General features: G+C 52.1%; 14 protein-coding genes. 10 read left to right on the top strand and 4 right to left on the bottom strand.

Features of this window, described 5'->3' with window-relative positions:
* Positions 1-52: 52 nt before the first annotated feature.
* Positions 53-742, top strand: a complete 690-nt coding sequence (locus FOA19_RS18720) for an energy transducer TonB (RefSeq protein ID WP_223808981.1) — start codon at positions 53-55, stop codon at positions 740-742.
* 125 nt (positions 743-867) lie between these two features.
* Here FOA19_RS18720 and polX read toward each other — a convergent pair whose 3' ends face one another.
* Positions 868-2,580, bottom strand: a complete 1,713-nt coding sequence (gene polX, locus FOA19_RS18715; RefSeq protein ID WP_149092368.1) for a DNA polymerase/3'-5' exonuclease PolX — start codon at positions 2,578-2,580, stop codon at positions 868-870.
* Positions 2,581-3,179: 599 nt separating this feature from the next.
* Between polX and FOA19_RS18710 the strand changes: the two genes are divergently transcribed.
* The 5 genes from FOA19_RS18710 (at position 3,180) to FOA19_RS18690 (ending at position 9,212) form a co-directional block, all read left to right on the top strand.
* Positions 3,180-3,575: a hypothetical protein gene (locus tag FOA19_RS18710; protein WP_190300467.1), complete on the top strand. Its 396-nt coding sequence runs from the start codon at positions 3,180-3,182 to the stop codon at positions 3,573-3,575.
* Between the two features lie 70 nt (positions 3,576-3,645).
* Entirely contained in the window at positions 3,646-4,050 is a 405-nt protein-coding gene (locus FOA19_RS18705; protein ID WP_149092367.1) for an EVE domain-containing protein, read from the top strand.
* Positions 4,051-4,119: 69 nt separating this feature from the next.
* Positions 4,120-5,670: a hypothetical protein gene (locus tag FOA19_RS18700; RefSeq protein ID WP_149092366.1), complete on the top strand. Its 1,551-nt coding sequence runs from the start codon at positions 4,120-4,122 to the stop codon at positions 5,668-5,670.
* 217 nt (positions 5,671-5,887) lie between these two features.
* Complete coding sequence (locus tag FOA19_RS18695; RefSeq protein ID WP_149092365.1) at positions 5,888-7,435, top strand: hypothetical protein; 1,548 nt, start codon at positions 5,888-5,890, stop codon at positions 7,433-7,435.
* A 226-nt stretch (positions 7,436-7,661) separates the two neighbouring features.
* Positions 7,662-9,212 (top strand): hypothetical protein, encoded by a 1,551-nt coding sequence (locus FOA19_RS18690; protein WP_223808980.1) that lies wholly within the window; start codon positions 7,662-7,664, stop codon positions 9,210-9,212.
* 1 nt (position 9,213) lies between these two features.
* On the opposite strand, the gene nhaA is transcribed toward FOA19_RS18690, so the two are convergent.
* Positions 9,214-10,401, bottom strand: coding sequence for a Na+/H+ antiporter NhaA (gene nhaA, locus FOA19_RS18685; protein ID WP_149092363.1), 1,188 nt, complete (start codon positions 10,399-10,401; stop codon positions 9,214-9,216).
* A gap of 680 nt (positions 10,402-11,081) precedes the next feature.
* Here nhaA and FOA19_RS18680 point away from each other — a divergent pair.
* The 4 genes from FOA19_RS18680 (at position 11,082) to FOA19_RS18665 (ending at position 14,769) form a co-directional block, all read left to right on the top strand.
* The gene (locus FOA19_RS18680) at positions 11,082-12,530 is read left to right on the top strand and encodes a hypothetical protein (protein WP_149092362.1); all 1,449 of its coding nucleotides are present in this window, start codon (positions 11,082-11,084) and stop codon (positions 12,528-12,530) included.
* A gap of 79 nt (positions 12,531-12,609) precedes the next feature.
* Entirely contained in the window at positions 12,610-13,182 is a 573-nt protein-coding gene (pyrR, locus tag FOA19_RS18675) for a bifunctional pyr operon transcriptional regulator/uracil phosphoribosyltransferase PyrR (protein ID WP_149092361.1), read from the top strand.
* Positions 13,169-14,092, top strand: coding sequence for an aspartate carbamoyltransferase catalytic subunit (locus tag FOA19_RS18670; protein ID WP_149092360.1), 924 nt, complete (start codon positions 13,169-13,171; stop codon positions 14,090-14,092). Before pyrR ends, FOA19_RS18670 begins: the two co-directional genes overlap by 14 nt.
* Positions 14,093-14,358: 266 nt before the next feature.
* Positions 14,359-14,769, top strand: coding sequence for an STAS/SEC14 domain-containing protein (locus tag FOA19_RS18665; RefSeq protein WP_149092359.1), 411 nt, complete (start codon positions 14,359-14,361; stop codon positions 14,767-14,769).
* 120 nt (positions 14,770-14,889) lie between these two features.
* Here FOA19_RS18665 and FOA19_RS18660 read toward each other — a convergent pair whose 3' ends face one another.
* A complete protein-coding gene (locus FOA19_RS18660) occupies positions 14,890-16,434 on the bottom strand; it encodes a TolC family protein (protein WP_149092358.1) in 1,545 nt (514 codons plus the stop codon).
* 108 nt (positions 16,435-16,542) lie between these two features.
* Positions 16,543-17,832 carry an aminopeptidase P family protein gene (locus FOA19_RS18655; protein WP_149092357.1) on the bottom strand — a complete coding sequence of 430 codons (1,290 nt, stop codon included), beginning with the start codon at positions 17,830-17,832 and terminating at the stop codon, positions 16,543-16,545.
* Positions 17,833-17,878 lie beyond the last annotated feature (46 nt).

Below are 17,878 nucleotides of genomic sequence, written 5' to 3'. Positions count from 1 at the left end.
TGGGTCTACCCTACCAATAGACTCTTCCAAAGTATACATAGCTGTAGATAAAATGCCGGAATATCCCGGAGGGTTAAAGGCCATGTACCAATACATTCAAATCGGTTTCCATTACCCCGAGGAACTCAGAAAAGACAGCGTAAGCGGTACAACTATCTTCACTTTTGTGGTTAGCCCTACAGGTAAGACGTTAGTGATCGATAAGCTAAAGGGGCTTCATCCACTTATTGACGGACAGATTATCCAGTTATTGAACAACATGCCCAGATGGCAGCCGGGGGAAAAGGATGGCCACTTGGTTCCTGTGAAATTCACGGTTCCGGTAAAGATTGGTCCACCACAACCTGCCCTTAAGGCGGAAGAGGTATATGAGGAAAAAGTCTACATAGCAACCGAGCGGCCTCCAGTTTTCCCAGGTGGAAACGAGGCCTTGTTAAAATTCATCAGAAAGAATTTCAAGGCATCTTCTGAATACAAGACCAAAGGGATAGAGGGTGCTATTGTGATAGCTACTATTTTGGGAATAGACGGCACCATTCGGAAAAAAGACACCCAACTTCTTAAAGGATTGGGCTATGGTACAGATGAAAGTATGCTGGAAGTGGTTAACAACTTACCGGCTTTTACTCCTTCTTACCAAAACAATGTACCTGTCCTACACAAAATAACCTTAGTTATCCGTCTAGATGAATACGGCAAGGTAACCTCAGTCTTACCTCCAGTTCAAGGAAGGCCAAATTAACAAAGGTCCTTGTCAGTCATTTTTATTGAAAGTATACAACCGCTTGAAAAGTAAAGTCCGGTAGGCCAAGAAAATAATTTGGCTCACCGGACATTTACATGATTAAGAAATCCAAGCTTGGCTTTCTACAGTATTCCCTTCGCCCGTTTGCGCTCCGCAAAATAGGTCGCTACCTCATCCCGGGTCTTGGCGTTGAACGTCATTTCTGCCGTAAGCCCGCCTTTGCGGCCAACCAGTACGCCGTAGCGCATGTCATCGTAGCCGCGCATGCTGTGGGCGTCTGGGTTGATGCTGAGCAGTACGTTCTGGCTAAGGGCATATTCTACCCAGCGCCAATCCAGGTCCAGGCGCCAGGGGTTGGCGTTGATTTCTATTATGACTTGGTTCGCAGCGCAAGCATCGATTACCGTTTTGTGGTCTATGGGGTAGCCTTCGCGGCGCAGGAGTAAGCGGCCGGTGGGGTGCCCCAACATGGTGGTGTACGGGTTCTGGATGGCGTTCACCAATCGGTCGGTAGCCTTCACCATGTCCATTTTCAGGTTGCTGTGGATGGAGGCGACAATGAAGTCAAAAGAAGCGAGCACATCGTTGTCATAGTCCAGCGAGCCATCCGTCAGGATATCAGACTCAATGCCTTTGAAAATGCGGAACGGACCCAGTTCCTGGTTCAGGCGGTCAATCTCTTTTTGCTGCTCCTTTACCCTGAACTCCTGCAGCCCGTTGGCATAGTAAGCAGATTTGGAGTGGTCGCAGATGCCTAGGTACTCATACCCCAGTTGCTTGCAGTGCACAGCCATCTGCTCCAGCGTGTGCGCTCCGTCTGAGTAGGTGCTGTGGTTGTGCAGGATGCCTTTCAGGTCGCTGTCTTGAAGGAGCGTGGGCAGTTGGTTTTCGCGGGCCAGTTCCAGCATCCGCAGGCTTTCGCGCAGTTCCGGAGCGATGTAGGGCAGGTTCACGCGCCGGAAAATCTCTTCCTCAGAAGCGGCCGGCTCGCCGTACGCCTCCGAGATGAGCGTATCGCCAGCTTCGTTCACCGGCTGCGATAACCAGGCCGGGCTAGCCGAGTACAACAACGTCTGGTTCGCGAAACGACGCTCGGGCACCAGGCGCACCTCCAGCTTCACGCCGGATGTGTCTACCAGTCCGCGCCACACAAACGGCCCGGAAACAGATTCTTGCGGTGATATTCCCGGCAGCTCGGCCAGGAAGTTGGGCCAGTTCTCCTCACTTTTTAGGCTTAGCAGAAACTGCAGGGTCTCCACGGTCTCCAGGTTGCGGCGGATCTCCCCTACCACTTCGGCGGCTACCGTTTCGGGCCTGTTTTTGAAGAAAGAGAGTAATTCCAGCGCCAGGGTCTCGGCCTCGGCCCACAGCAGTTTGCCTTTGTTGGACTCGGTGTACTGCAGCCCCTGCAGGATGGTCTCCTGGGTTTTCGCCCCGAAACCTTTCAGCTTAGACACCTCGTTTTTCTCGCAGGCTTCGCGCAGGCCTTCAATAGTGTCTACGCCCAGGTCTTTCCAGATGGTTTTGATTTTCTTGGGCCCGATGCCTTTGATGTTGAGCATCTGCACCACGCCCTCGGGAGTGTTTTCCAGCAGCCGTTTCAGGTCGGCGTGGGAGCCGGTCTGGATGGCTTCCATGATCTTGCCGGCCATGCCTTTGCCAATGCCGTCCAGTTTCTCCAGCTGGGCCTGGCTCATCTGGTGAATGGGTGATTCTATGCGTTCCATCACCATCACGGCGCTGGTATAGGATCTTATTTTAAACGGGTTCTCGTCATGCAGCTCCATCAGGGAAGCCGTGAGCCGGAACATACGGATAAGTTCTTTGTTCTCCACGAATGTTGTTGTGAATGGGGTTCAGACAAAGATAGGAAAAGAGTCCTGAGTCTTGAGTTCTGAGTCCTGAGTTGGGAATGAGATTTTGTTGTTTTCGTCCAAGCCATTTTGGGCTTGTTTTTCTGGAAACAACCTCAAAACTGAAAAAGGCACCAATGATTCACTGCGACCTTTTGGAGCCGCTTCAATGCTGGTGTTCGCTGACGTCGCTGCCGTTGTTGGTGTTATCACCAACAACTATCACTGCGTTTCAGGTTCTTTTTACAGAAAACGGGCTATAAACTTAAAAGACATTCCAAGCCGCCAAATCTTAGCCTTAAAAGGCAGTTGGAGACGAGATTATGGTTGTTGGCGATAACACCAACAAAGGCATTAGATAGTTGAAAGCATTGCCATCGGCTTTGTCGATTTAGGTCTGTTTTCAGGAAAACGGCTTTAAAAGAAACAAAGACTCTGCAGGCTGACATTGGCTCTTTTTCCGATGAACATTTTTCCCCAACTCAGGACTCAAGACTCAGAACTCAGGACTACTTTCAGGACTATTTTTTATATTGTGCCTGAATTGTCATGGACGCAAAGTTGAGGCAACCCGCAGACGTATGAAACACTTCTTTTTGCTGAGCCTGCTGGCCCTGGTGCTCATGGGCGCCCGATGCGGCGCCAAAGCCGATTTACCGGCCTCGGTGTACGGGCTTACCTGGCTCAACTCCTATGAAGAAGACTCTGCCGATGTGCGCACCTACCGGCCCAACACCTTTGACTTTCCGCCCTCGCGCGGGCGCACCGGGTTTATGATCCAGGCAGACGGCACGTTCATCCGCTACGGCATCGCCCCTACCGATGGTCTGGAAGAGCAGCCCGGCAAGTGGGAAGCCAAAGCCAAAGACCGCCTGCTGGTGACCTTTGACAATCCCAAACACGCCCCGGAAGAACTGGAAATCATCTCTGTCACCGCAGACCAGATCAAACTTCGGCGCAAGCAAGACCAAGAATAGAATTCTTTTACCTTTAACCATGGCAAGTGGCCTCCTCTCTGGGGAAAACCCACTTGTTTTTAGCTTACCTATGAATTACTGGCTCGTTAAATCTGAACCTGAAAAATACGCCTGGTCTGACCTGCAACGCGACAAACAAACCACCTGGGACGGGGTTAGAAACTTCCAGGCCCGCAACAACCTCCAGCAAATGCGGCAGAACGATCTGGTCCTGTACTACCACAGCGTCTCTGAGAAATCTATTGTGGGCGTGGCCAAAGTAAGCCAGGAAGCCTTCCAGGATCCTACCACCCCAGAGACCCAATGGGTTGCGGTAACCCTGGTGCCGGAGACCGCGTTTGCTAAACCAGTAACCCTGGACCAGATCAAAAAAGAAGAGCGTCTCCAGAACATCGCGCTGCTGCGGCAGTCCCGGTTGTCTGTGATGCCCTTAACGCCGGAAGAGTTTGACCTTTTGTTGGCCATGGGCCAGTAACCGGCATATAACATCTGGCTACAGGTTGGCGTTTTTATTGAGTTCAGCGTGATTTCTTAAAAACACCGTATGTTCCCACTCATCAGAAGCACTTCCTGGCGATACCTTTTTCTCCTGCTCTGCTGGGGCTGGGTTTTCTGTGCGCAGGCCCGCCAGAAGAAAGACAAAGACAAGCAGAAACCAGAACCACCGGCCCAAACCTACCGGACAGAGATAGAAAGCGATTCTTATGACGAGGAGCATTCTGTGCACACGCTCCCAGACACCAGCCTGCTGGTGGTCTCCTTCAAACGGAACAGCTGGTTCAGCAAGGATGACTTTGTGCTCACCAAATACAACCGCGAGCTGAAACAGATCTGGCAGACCAAGTATGAGCACAAGACCAACCATGAGCTGCTGGAGGTAGCCGCCGACCGCAAATTGGTGTTCCTGCTGTTCTCCACGCCCAACAACAAAAAGCTGATGCTGCACAAGGTGAACACCGCCACGGGCGTCTCCACCTTTAGCGAACATACGCTGCCCGCCTCTTACATCACCATCAGAGAAATGGCTACCCTGGACGGACAGGTTTTCCTCAACGGCCTGGACCGCGACAACCTGAACATGTTGCACCTGGACCCCAGCGTGGAGGAGATAAAGCTGCTGCCCGCCGTCTTTGGGATGGAAGATGATTTGGGTGAGTTCAGGGTAGACACGCTTACCCACGCGGTGGAGTTTGTGGTGGCCGAGTCAAACGGCAGGCGCTCGCGGGTGCAGGCCAAACGCATAAATACCAAGGGCGACGTCATTGGTACGTACTTTCTTCAGCCCGAACTGGACGAGCGCAATGACAACACCCTGCAGGCCGGCCGCCTTACCCCCGGCGACACCCTCACCAAGGTGCTGCTGGGCACCTATGGTTTCCGCACATCGGTATTTGCCAAGGGTTTGTACAGCAGCGACCTAATAGGCAACGTCACGTACTATGATTTCAGCAAGCTGGATCATTTCTTTGAGTACATGGGGCCCAGGGCCCAGCGCCGCATGAAAGCCAAATTCGCCCGGCAGGAGGCCAAAGGGAAACCGCCGGTTCTCCGGTATCGCATGTTTCTGCACCCCATCATGCCCCATCCGCAGGGGTATGCTGTGGTGGGCGAGATCTATTATCCACAGTACCGCAACAACAGCCTGAACCAGTACACCAACATCACGGGCCGGTACCCAGACATCCGGCAGTCCAGGAGCAATTTTGACGGCTACCGGTTTACCCACGCCATTGTCTGCGTTTTTGACCGTGAGGGCAAGCTGCTTTGGGACAACTCCTACAAACTCAAGAACGAGACCTATCCGCAACTGGCCCCTACCGTAGAAGCCGGTGTCACCCCCGAGGGAAACATTGCCCTGACTTACCCAGACGAAGAGTACATCTGGTACAAGACCGTAAAACCCAACGTCTCCGTTTCTGACGAAGAGAAAGTAGAGGTGCGGCTGCAGGAGGAAACCGAGAAAAGGATCACCAGCAGCAACGAAGGCATTGTGCATTGGTACGGCGGCAATTTTGTGGCCTTCGGTTTCCAGCGCATCAAGCCCCAGCACGGCTCGGCCCGCACCGTCTTTTACCTGCAGAACATGGTTTTTTAAGGGCCTTTCTTAAGACCTACTTCTTGCGCTTTCAAGCTGTTTTCCCAAAAACGAGGGCAAAACAAGGATTACTTTAGGGAAGACCTAGTTCTCCAAAAAAACCTCAAACCAGAACTCCCAGGGAGTTGATTTTCCAATCACAAGGAAGATTTCAGATCGGATCAAGTCTTTATATAACTTTATTTCTATATTAAGACTTGATTAACCTCCCCTTTTGATGCGTATCTTCTCCCTGTGCCTTTTTCTGAAGACTTTGGCTATTTTGCTGCTCTGCTGGAGCCTTTCATTTACCACGCAGGCCCGCCAGAGAAAGAAAGAAAAAGAGAAATCGGCGGCGCCAGCCCAGACTTACCGGTCAGAACTGGCCAGCAATTCCTTTGATAATGAGCACCACGTGCAGGCGCTGCCAGACAGTGCGCTTCTGCTGGTATCTATGAAACGAAATGCCTGGTTTGGCAAGAACGATTTTGTGCTTACCAAATATGACCGCCAGTTAAAGCCCGTTTGGGAAACCAAGTATGAGCATTTGCCCAATACCGGCTTATTGTTCATCGCCGCAGAGCGCGGCACCATTTACCTTCTTTTCTCTACCCTTACAAGCCAGCGGCTCCTCCTCTACCAGGTAAATGCGAACACGGGCCTGGGAAAGGCCAGTGAACACACCCTGCCTTCCCCGGACATCCTCTTCAAAGAAATGGCTGCGCTGAATGGGCAGGTGTTCCTGAGCGGGGTAAACAAATTCACGTTGAACATGCTGCACCTAAACCCGCAGCATGAAGAAATAAAGCTGCTGCCGGCGGTTTTCGGGACAGAGAAAGATCTGGGGGAGTTTAGGGTAGACACGCTCTCCAAGGCAGTGGAATTTGTGACGGCGGCGGCAAACGGACAGCGCACGCAGGTACAGGTAAAACGCATGAATTCAGATGGTGATGTCACCGGCACTTATTTCATTCAGCCTGATTTAAATAGTCGCGCCAACAACACCTTGCAACCGGCCCGCCTCACACCGGGCGACACGCTGAACAAGCTTTTGGTGGGTACCTACGGGTACCGCACCGACAAATACGCCAACGGTTTGTTCATCAGTACCCTGGCGGGGCAGATCGCTTACTATGACCTGTACAAACTAAGCCGCTTCTTTGAATACCTGTCTCCCCGCGGTGAGCGCCGTATGAAAGCCAAATTAGCCCGTAAGGCAGAAAAGGAACGCGCCATGGTGATGGAGCACCAGGTACTGCTGCACCCCATTATGCCGCATCCGCAGGGATTTGCCCTGGTTGGGGAAGTATATTATCCCCATTATTCCATGATTAAAGGCGAGTACGTAAAGGAAAGCGGAAGAACCCCTGATTTCAATGACAGAAAGGTCAGATTGGACGGATACCAATTCACCCACGCCATTGCCTGTGTCTTTGACCATGAAGGCAAACTGCTGTGGGATAACACGTACAAACTCCAAAACCTGACTTATTCCACCTTAGACCCTACCCTGAAGGCAGGTGTTTCACCGGCGGGCAATATCACGCTGGTGTATCAGGAAAAGGATTTTGTCTGGCATAAAACCCTCAAACCCAATCTCTCAATCACCAACAAAGAGAAAACGCTGGTCCGGCTTCAGGAGAAGACAGAGAAAATGGTCACGAGCAGCAATGAAGGCATTGTGCATTGGTACGGCGGCAATTTCGTGGCTTTCGGGTTCCAGCGCATCAAGCCCCAGCACGGCTCAGCCCGCACCGTCTTTTACTTGCAGAACATGGTTTTTTAACGGCCTTTCTTAAGACGCACTTGCTTGCGCTTTCAAGCTGTTTTCCCAAAAACGAGGCCAAAACAGTACCCGTACTGTTTTGGCCTTATCGAGCCTTTATGCTCTTGCAAGAGTCATCTCAAAGGAAAACCTAATCGGGAATTTGGAAAGAGCTCTGAATTTCTGGTCTGAATCATGATAATATATGTTTTTATAACTATATTAATTTCAGATTAGCTTTTCTTGCATGCGACTCCTTTTTCGCGGTACATATCCACTAACGCTTGCGCTCCTTCTGTTCTGTTGGGGCCAGACCTGTACTGCGCAGGTGCGTCAGAAAAACAGGGGCAAGGAGAAGTCAGCGGCTCCGGCCCAGACGCAAAGAGTGGAGGTGGAAAGCAGTTCCTTTGACGACAAGCATCTGGTACATGCCTTGCCAGACAGCGGTTTGCTGGTGGTCTCCACCAAGCGCCATGCGGTGGTAGGGAAACATGCGTTTGTGCTCACCAAATACAACAAAGCGCTTACGCCAGTCTGGCAAACAAGCCATGGGCATACCTCAAACCAGGCGCTCATGTTTTTGGCCGCCGAGCGGAAAACCCTTTACCTGCTGTTCTACACACTCCAAGACCGGAAAGCACTGCTTTATCAGGTGAATAATGCCAATGGTACCGTTCACTTTACTGAGCACACGCTGCCTTCCTCCAGTATCACCCTCAAAAAAATGCAGGCACTGGCAGGCCAGGTTTTCCTGACGGGCTTGGAGAAAGAAAACCTGAGCCTTTTGCACCTAAACCCCAGCCAGAAAGAAATAAAGACCTTGCCTGTCACCCTTGGGCTGGAAGAGAATGTAGGCGAGTTTAGGGTAGACACCTTGACGCACGCGGTAGAACTTGTCATAGCTGAGTCTAACGGAACGCGGTCCCGGTTGCAGATCAAACGTCTCAATGCCATGGGCGAGGTGAAAGGCACGTACTTTGTCCAGCCCCAGATGGAGTTCCGTTCAGAGAACACGTTGCAAGGTGCCCGTCTCACTCCCGGAGATACCTTAAGCAAAGTTCTGGTAGGCTCTTTTGGCCATCGTTCCTATTCCTTCTCTAAGGGGATTTTTACCAGCAACTTGGCTGGCCACATCAGGTACTTTGATTTCAGCCAGCTGAAGCATTTCTTTGAGTACCTTCCGCCCAGGAAAGAACGGCGGATGAAAGCAAAATTCGCCCGCCAAGAGGCCAAGGGAAAACCGCTTTTGCTGCGTCCCCGCTTACTCTTGCACACCGTGCTGCCTCACCCGCAGGGGTACGCCGTAATTGGCGAGATTTATTACCCCAAGTACAAAAGAGGCGCCTTTCATCTGTACCGCAACACCAGTGCCCCAGACGAGCAATCCACTGACCAGGAGGTAATTGAAGGATATCGGTTCACCCACGCCGTAGTCTGTGTTTTTGATTATGAAGGCAACCTTTTGTGGGACAATTCTTTCCGGCTTAAAAATGAAATCTACCCAATACCGGTTCCTATTCTGGAGGCGGGCGTCTCGCCGGGCGGCAATCTCACCCTGGTCTACCCCGAGGGAGAATACGTCAGGTACAAGACCTTACGGCCCAACATTTCTATCTCTGATGAGGAGAAAGTAGAGGTTAGATTGCAGTCTGATTCTGAGAAACTGTACGCCAGCAATGAAGAGGGAATCGTCCATTGGTACGGAAACCATTTCGTCGCTTATGGTTTCCAGCGCATCAAACCCGCCCAAGGTGAGGACCGCACGGTTTTTTACCTGCAGAACATGACGTTTGAGTAGCCTACCTCGTTTCCATCGCTGGACCTGTGGCAGAAACTGCCCGCAGCAGGAAATACCCTACCACCCCAGACAGCACCGAAGCCACTAAAATGGAAAACTTGGCTCCGGTCTGATAAGCCGGTTCTGAGAAGGAAAGCAGGGCAATGAAGATGGACATGGTAAAGCCTATCCCGGCCAATAAGCCCAGGCCAGCCACCATTTTCCAGTTCACGCCGGTGGGCAGCACGCTCATCCCTAGTTTAACGGCAACCCAACTAGACAGGAAGATTCCCAGGGGTTTTCCTAAAAACAGCCCCAAAACGATCCCTAGTCCCAACGGGCTCAGCAACCCCTCCAGCATCCCTGCCTCAAAGCTGATGTTGGTATTGACCAAGGCAAAGATGGGCATGATGAGAAAATTCACGGGCTTGGTAAGCGCGTGCTCCAGGTGCTCCAACGGTGACTCTCGGGCATCTTCGGTAGTAGGGATGGTGAGGGCCGTCAATACCCCGGCCACGGTGGCATGTACCCCAGAATGGTGAATGAAGTACCACATGAATAGCCCCGGCACCAAATAAAAGACCAGTGACTTTAGTCCAAACCTGTTGAAAGCCAGCAAGAGCAGAAATATTCCTCCGGCGTAGAGAAGGTACGTAACGTGCAAGCCCGCGGAATAGAAAACAGCAATCACCACGATGGCACCTAAATCATCTACAATGGCCAAGGCCGTTAAAAAGATCTTCAGCCCCGTAGGCACCCGGTTGCCCAGCAAGGAAAGCAAGCCAATGGCAAAAGCAATATCAGTAGCCATAGGAATTCCCCAGCCGCTGAATGTTTCCGTTCCGGAATTAACGAGTGCATAAATGGCAGCCGGAACCACCATGCCGCCCACTGCGGCAAAGACCGGCAAAGCAGCTTTTCTAGGGGAAGAAAGCTCCCCTTCCAACAACTCGCGCTTGATCTCCAGCCCCACCAGCAAAAAGAAAATGGCCATTAGTCCGTCATTCACCCAGAGAAGGATAGGGTACCTCAGGTGAATCTGCGCTGTCTCAAAGCCTAGTTCTGTTTGCAGAAACCTGGCAAAGGCGTCACCCCAAGCAGAGTTGGCGATGACCAAGGAAATAACCAGCGAAATGATGAGAATGATGCCGCCCGCCGAGGCTGATCTGAAGAAATCTGGGAATACTTTTAGGTTAATAAATTTAGCCATAACTCAAAACTACGGCAAAAAGCCTTTGAGGTTAGAGGGCTTTTCTAAATTAAACAAGCAGGAACTCTGCTGCTGCTGAGTCGATTCTGATCAAAACCAGACCAAAGGCACTGAAAATAGGGCTTTTGAAACCGCAGGCCAAGCGAGAGGGAAAATGCCCCCTTTTGGTCCCTGGCTGCGAATAAGCCTTGGTCATATGGTTCCTAAACTCAGCCTGTTAAAACGTGCCGTTTTTCCGCGCGCACTCCCTCACACAAGTATTGACAGAGGCTTGGGACCTTCCAGCGCCGCTATCTTGGGCTTACAACTGCTTGGCAAATTTAACCGCACCTCCTTTGGCTCTTAGAGCAAGCCGTTTGAGTAAGGTATTGTTAGTTTTTATGCATATCCATGTAATCAAAACACTATATAGAAGCCAAAATTATTTGAACTCTACAGGTAAGCTGAGTACATTAGAAGCAGGCTTCAAGGAAAGATGGCAGCGTAGCATGGTACTGGAGTTATGGCGCCTCTTTTCGCAACTAGTCACCTAAAAGAGTAATTACAAAACTTTAACTGAATCATAGTTGGCTTCTTTCCCCCTCCTTTTCACCTCTGTCATTTGCTGGTGCTTGTTCATGATAGGCTTTACATCTCCGGCAGTTTGGTTTCAAGCGCCAAAGCCCAGTGCTGAAATAAGAATGCCTAGTTCTCCTAGTGAAGACTTCCAGTGGTTACAGCCGCTCCAGGACAGCACCCTTTTGTTAGTTACCACTAATGCCAGAATGAGAAATCAGGTGGAGCATTTTCTGGTCACCAAACTCAACCATGACCTGCAGACGGTTTGGCAGATGAAATTTGAGCAGCCTATTTTTTCCAGCCTGGTGCAGGTGGGGTCTGAAAGCAATTTCATCTATCTTCTTTTTGGGGTAAGAGATTCGCCTTCCTTGTTTCTCTACACGCTAGACGCCACCACTGGTAAAACGTGGCTTACGCTGCATGACCTTCCTAATGAAGACTTGCCCTTGACAGGAAGGAATGTCACCAAGATGACTGTCAACCAAGGCATGATACTGCTCTCCACCTTAGAAAACGGAACCAGTATGGTACTGCGGTTGAACCCAGCCGAAAAGGAAATCCAGTTACTGCCGGCCGTGTATGGTTTCCAGGAGCAATTGATTGATTTCAAGGTTGATCCTTTCACCAAAGCGACCGAGGCAGCCGTTACAGAGTCTGTTCTTTACAACCCCAGACTTCAGTTGAAGCGGTTTACGTTTGAAGGACAAATCCTGGACAATCGCTTTCTCCCTTCAGGCAAAAACAACAGCCTCCAACAAGTGCTCATTGCCCCAGGCGCACCAGAAAACAAGCTCGTTTTTGGCACCTATGGCTTCCAGAACAACCTTCATAGCCAAGGTTTTTTCAGCGCGAACCTTGCAGGAGAGTTCCAGTTCTTCAGTTTGGGCCAACTCCAACACTTCTTCGCTTACGACCATACCGCAAAAACCAGGAAGATGGAGAGGAAGTACCGCCATAGAATAGAGAAAGAAAAGCCAGTACCAGCCACCAGCCAGGTGTTGCTCCACCCCATTCTTGCCCATCCCCAGGGCTTTGTGGTAGTGGGAGAAGTATACAGTTCCAAATACACCCAACTACCCTACCTGCCTGAAAGTACCAGTTATTACCAAGGAGGCGTTATTGACGGAGTCTTCAAGACCAGCTCTCCTGGATTACCCCTCGCCAAAAACAATTCCGGGCTGTATGTCAGCTACCACTTCAGGTCGGCGGTGGTGCTTCTATTTGACCGGGAGGGCAACCTGCTCTGGGACAACAGTTACGCCATCAACAAGCATACTGCTTTACTTCAGCCAAACGTGAAAGCCACTGTGACCTCGTCTGGAGAGGTGTTACTGGCCGCTTTCAACACAGGCACTCTCCATTACAGGTCCTTCACTGCCAATGGCACCATCTCCTCCAAAGAACCAATTGCTCTGCAAGACACTAATAAGTTAAAGAAACAGCCTTCAGACACGCCAGAGGGACTGGTGAAATGGTACGGCAGTCACTTTGTGGCGTATAATTTTGAGCGGGCCAAGAACGAGAATGGCAAAAGCCACACCATCTTTACGCTCCAGAAGTTTAGTTTTTAGTTCTGGCAGAAGTAAGAGAAATATACATTCTTTTGCCCAAGGCTGCCGGTAAGTCTTTATATTTGCCCAAAACCCGGCTATGCACAAACGCCTCATTGTTCCGCACGCACTGTTTCAGATCATGATCCGGCGCCTGGCGCACCAGCTCATAGAGACGCACCGCGATTTTTCCAATTCCGTTATCCTGGGCCTGCAGCCGCGCGGCATTTTTGTGGCAGACCGGCTCCAGCAGACCCTGCAGGAAATCCTGGGCATCACGGTGCAAACCGGCTACCTGGACATCACCTTCCACCGCGATGACTTCCGCCGCCGCGCCACCCCGCTGGCGCCCAATGCCACCAAGGTTGAATTCTCGCTGGAAGGCAAACGCGTGATTCTGGTAGACGATGTGCTGTACACCGGCCGCTCCGTAAGGGCCGCCCTGGACGCCATGATCTCCTACGGCCGCCCCGCCCAGGTAGAACTGCTGGTACTCATTGACCGCCAGTACACCCGCGATTTACCCATTGAAGCCACCTATACCGGCCAGCGCGTAGACTCTCTGCACTCGCAGCGGGTAGAAGTGACCTGGCAAGGCCCAGATTCAGCAGAGGATGTTATCTGGCTCCTCACCCTTACCCCAGACCAAGAAGAACCCCATGCAACAGCTTAGCGTCCGGCACCTGTTGGGCATCAAAGAGATTACCCCGCAGGATATTCAGTTGATCTTTGAAACCGCTGACCAGTTTAAGGAGGTTCTGAACCGGCCTATCAAGAAAGTGCCTTCGCTCCGCGATGTCACCATTGCCAACGTCTTTTTTGAGAACTCCACCCGCACCAAGCTTTCGTTTGAATTGGCAGAGAAACGCCTCTCGGCGGATGTCATTAACTTCTCGGCTTCGGGCAGCTCGGTGAAGAAAGGCGAAACCCTGCTGGACACCGTGAACAACATCCTGTCTATGAAGGTAGACATGATTGTGATGCGCCACAGCAGCCCCGGCGCGCCGCACTTCTTGTCAAGAAAGATCCAGGCCAATATTGTGAACGCCGGCGACGGCACGCACGAGCACCCCACGCAAGCCTTGCTTGACTCCTTCTCCATCCGGCAGAGATTGGGCGAGGTTGGCGGAAAGAAAGTAGCCATCATTGGCGATATCACCCACTCGCGCGTGGCGCTTTCCAACATTTTCGCCTTGCAGATGCAGGGGGCCGAGGTAGCCGTTTGCGGGCCTCCCACCCTGTTGCCCAAACACATCGCCGATTTGGGCGTGAAGGTTTTCTGGAACGTGCGCGAGGCCTTGCAATGGTGCGATGTGGCCAACGTGCTGCGCATCCAGCTGGAGCGCCAACAGGGCAAACTGTTCCCGTCCTTACGCGAATACGCTCTTTACTTCGGGATCAATAAGAAGATGCTGGATGAGTTGGACAAAGAAATCGTGTTGATGCACCCGGGCCCTATCAACCGTGGCGTGGAACTCACCTCAGACGCCGCCGACTCGCACCATTCCATCATTCTGGACCAGGTGGAGAATGGCGTGGCCATCCGGATGGCGGTTCTGTACCTGCTGGCCAGCAAGGGATAACCAGCAACCCAATGAAGATGAAAGAAAGACCGGCGTTTTAGCCCTACTTTCCTTAAATTGTGCTAAAAACAAAGCAAGTGCCCGGAAGCCAACCTTCCGGGCACTTGCTTTTTGCTTCGTTGGGATTCTAGCGTAATTCAATCAATAACAAACTTTTACCAAATGCTTCTTCTGAACGCGTTACCCCACGGGTGTTCTTATAGCAATTCGTGAATCAAAATATGTATATTTGGGGTACATAAATTAGAAGCAACCGCAATCATACAATGACGAAAGAACTTGTTAATCCCTTTGGAAGAGTTTATCTCACCATTAAAGAGGATTCCCAAAACAGGTTGATCTATGTAAACTGGATGGGGTATTTAACCGAGGAGAATGTGAAAGCCGGGGCCAGAGCCTACACCCAGGCGCTAGCCGAGGCGGGCTACAACTGCGTTCTGAACGACACGCGGCTCATTATTGGCTCCTGGGACCATTCCATTGACTGGGTAGTGAATGATTGGGCGCCCAGCGCGGCCAAAGCCGGCCTCAAACGCTTCGCGATGCTGGCCAACCCAGAGAGTTTCGGGGAGACCTCGGCGTCAACGTTCCTGAGTGAAGTCAAAGCCTTTGAAGCCCGGTCCTTTGACAATCTGGAAACTGCCCGCAAGTGGCTCACAGAGGTTTACACCCGATAATCACCCACAGATACCTAATAAACAGAGGAGCCCGCTGCCATAAGTAGCGGGCTCCTCTGTTTATGGGCCTTTTTATTAGAAATGATGCCAAAACGCCAAGGCATCTACCGCATGGTTGGCTTAGAACGGCAGCGGCATGGTCAAAGGCTGGTTTGTCTCAAAGTCGTAGAGGGTCTGGAGGCGAAGGTTATAGTAGGCATCCCAGAAATTACGCAGGGAACTCACGTAGCTGCGGCGCGCCGAATCCCGCTCGGTGGCGGCTTGGTTCAGTTCCAGTAAACCAATCTTCCCGCTCAGGTACCGGTCTTTGGCGCCCAAGAACCTACGCTCGGCCAAGCCGTTGGCCTGCTGGGCAATCTTCATCTGCTCGCGCAGCATCTTAAATCGTTTTACCTGCAAGAACACATCCTGCTCAAAGCTTACGCGCTGCTGTTCCAGGTTGGCTTTCACCAGTTTCAGGTTAGCTTTGGCGGTTCCGATCTTAGACTTGTTGCGGCCCCAGTCCATCAACGGAACGCTGAACCCCAGATTAACCCGCTGCTGATCCGTAGGGTCTTGGTACACCGGCCCCAGGGAGCCCGCCCGCTGGGTTAAGCCGTACTGCAGGAATAGGTCGGCATTGACGCCGGCACTGGCCTCGGCCCAGTCCAGGTTACGCTCGGCGTCCAACTCCTCCCGTTTGATCCCAATCATACGGGAACGGTTCTCGCGGGCTTGCCTGAGCGCCATTTCCTCACTTACGTCAAACTGCGGGATAAGGTCTGGCGGCAGCAACCGGATGGGGTACGTTTCGGTGAAGCCCAAATATGTTTTCAGGCGCAGGGTGCTGGTCTCAATATCCAGCTTGGCCTGCTCCAGGCTTTGGCGGGAAGTGAGCAGACTCAGCTCTAACTGCAGAAGCTCGTTTACGCTGATCTTGGCCTCGTAGAAGCGGTTCTGCGCTATCTTGAAGAGGGTGTCATTGTTGGCCACGTTCTTCTGGGCAATGTCAAAGCCTATCTGGCTTTGCAATTGCGAGAAGTACAGATCCGTGGCCCTCACGGCGATGCGCTCCATTTCCTCCCAGAAGTTACGCTTGGCTTCTTCGTAGCGCAGGGGCTCGGTTTTGCGGTCCCACTTCAGGCCGTTGTGGTTAAAGATAGGTTGCCGCAGCGTTACTACCACTGGGTTGGAGGCATAGATCAGACTGTGCCCCTGGATTTCGTGGAAGTTATCGATCCGGTTCAGTTTGGAGTCAATGGCAATGGTACCTCCTGTAAGGCCTATGTTCTGCTTCAGCTCTAAATGCGCCGAGGAAATAGCGGATTGGACAGGCACGAAGTTGACGCGCCCCTCCGGGTCTGTGACCCGTTCATAGTCTTTGGTGTAGGACGGCAGGGTGCCATACAAAGCCAATTGGGGCAGGTAATTGCTTTTGTAGGTCTGGTACTGCCAGGTGCGGTTCTCCAGCTGGGTAATGGCCTGCTGGTAGCTGGGCGATTGCTCCCGGGCCATTTTGATCACCTCCTCCAAGGTAAGCCGGCGGGTACCGGGCTCTTCGGTATCAATGGGCAGGGGCGCTTCTTTCTGTTGGGCCACAGCGGTTGACCCCCACAACAGGGCAGCCACCATTCCCGCCCAGGTAAGGGCACGCCCTGCGTTTACAATCTCTTTTACGGTACTCACGTTCTTTCTGAAAATCTATTTCGGCCGCCTGGCCTTGGTTTAAGCATTCCTGTTTAAGGCCGGTTTTTTAGAAAATAGCCCTGAAACAAGTCACCTGAAATCTTTTGCTTAACCGCGCATTTCGCGCTCTATGTCTTCCAACTCCAGCGGGATGTTCTCCATCAAATCTACCGGACCGTTGTGGGTGATGAGGATGTCGTTCTCCAGCCTAATGCCCAGCCCCTCTTCCTTGATGTAGATGCCCGGCTCGCAGGTAAAGACCATGCCCTCTTCAAACGGACGGTATTTGTCGCCTACGTCGTGCACGTCCAGGCCCAGAAAATGGGAGGTACCGTGCGGGAAGTATCTCTTGTAGAGCGGCTGCGCCGGATTCTGGTTGTTCACCTCCTCCTCAGAGAGCAGGTCCAGCTTGATGAGCTCGTTCTCCATCACCTTGCCCACGAATTTGTGGTACTGGTCCAGGGTGTTGCCGGGCACCAGCATCTGCTTGGCGGTTTTCATCACGTGCAGCACAGCGTTGTAGACATCGGCCTGGCGCGGGGTGAATTTACCGTTCACGGGAATGGAGCGGGAAAGGTCCGCGGCGTAGTTCGCGTACTCGGCCCCGAAGTCCATGAGCAGCACGTCGCCGTCCTTACACTCTCTAAAGTTGTCTACGTAGTGCAGAATGCAGGCATTGGCGCCCGAGGCGATGATAGAGTTGTAAGCGGGTCCGCGGGAGCGGTTGCGCAGGAACTCATGGGCTATCTCGGCCTCAATCTCGTACTCCATCACGCCGGGCTTCACAAACGTGAGCAGCCTCCGGAAGGCTTTCTCAGTGATGTTGCAGGCGTTGCGCATGAGCTCTATCTCGCGCGGGTGCTTAAGCGAGCGTAGGTAATGAAGGTGCTGCGTGCTGCGGGTATAATGGTGTAAGGGATATTTCTCTTTTATCTTCTTGATAAACCGGGCATCGCGGGTCTCTACCTCCACCACGGAGCGCAGGTGCTCGTTGGAGTTGAGGTACACATTCTCGACGTACGGCATAAGCGAGTTGAGGATGGAGTCAAACTCATGGGTCCAGAAGATGGTCACAATGCCGGATACCTCGCGGGCCTGCTCCTTCGTGAGTTTGTAGCCTTCCCAGGTAAGGATGTGGTCATTGGTCTCGCGCACGAACAGGATCTCTTTGAGGCGCTCCTCACGGGCATCGGGGAAAAGAATCAGCACACTTTCCTCCTGGTCTATACCACTCAGCCAAAGCAGGTCGTTGTTCTGCCGGAAAGGCATGGTACCGTCTGCGTTGGTGGGCATCACATCATTGGAATGGAAGATGGCCAGTGACTGCGGCTTGAGGTATGGGGTGAACTTGCGACGATTGTGGATGTAAAGGTCTTTCCCGATAGACTCGTATTTCATGGCGGTACGTGTTGGCGTAGTTTGGTGTGCTCCTGGCTTGGGCGCT

This window comes from Rufibacter hautae (assembly GCF_008271695.1).
Classification (GTDB): domain Bacteria; phylum Bacteroidota; class Bacteroidia; order Cytophagales; family Hymenobacteraceae; genus Nibribacter; species Nibribacter hautae.
The sequence above is the reverse complement of the archived record's forward strand: the minus strand, read 5'-3'. Positions and strand labels throughout refer to the sequence as shown.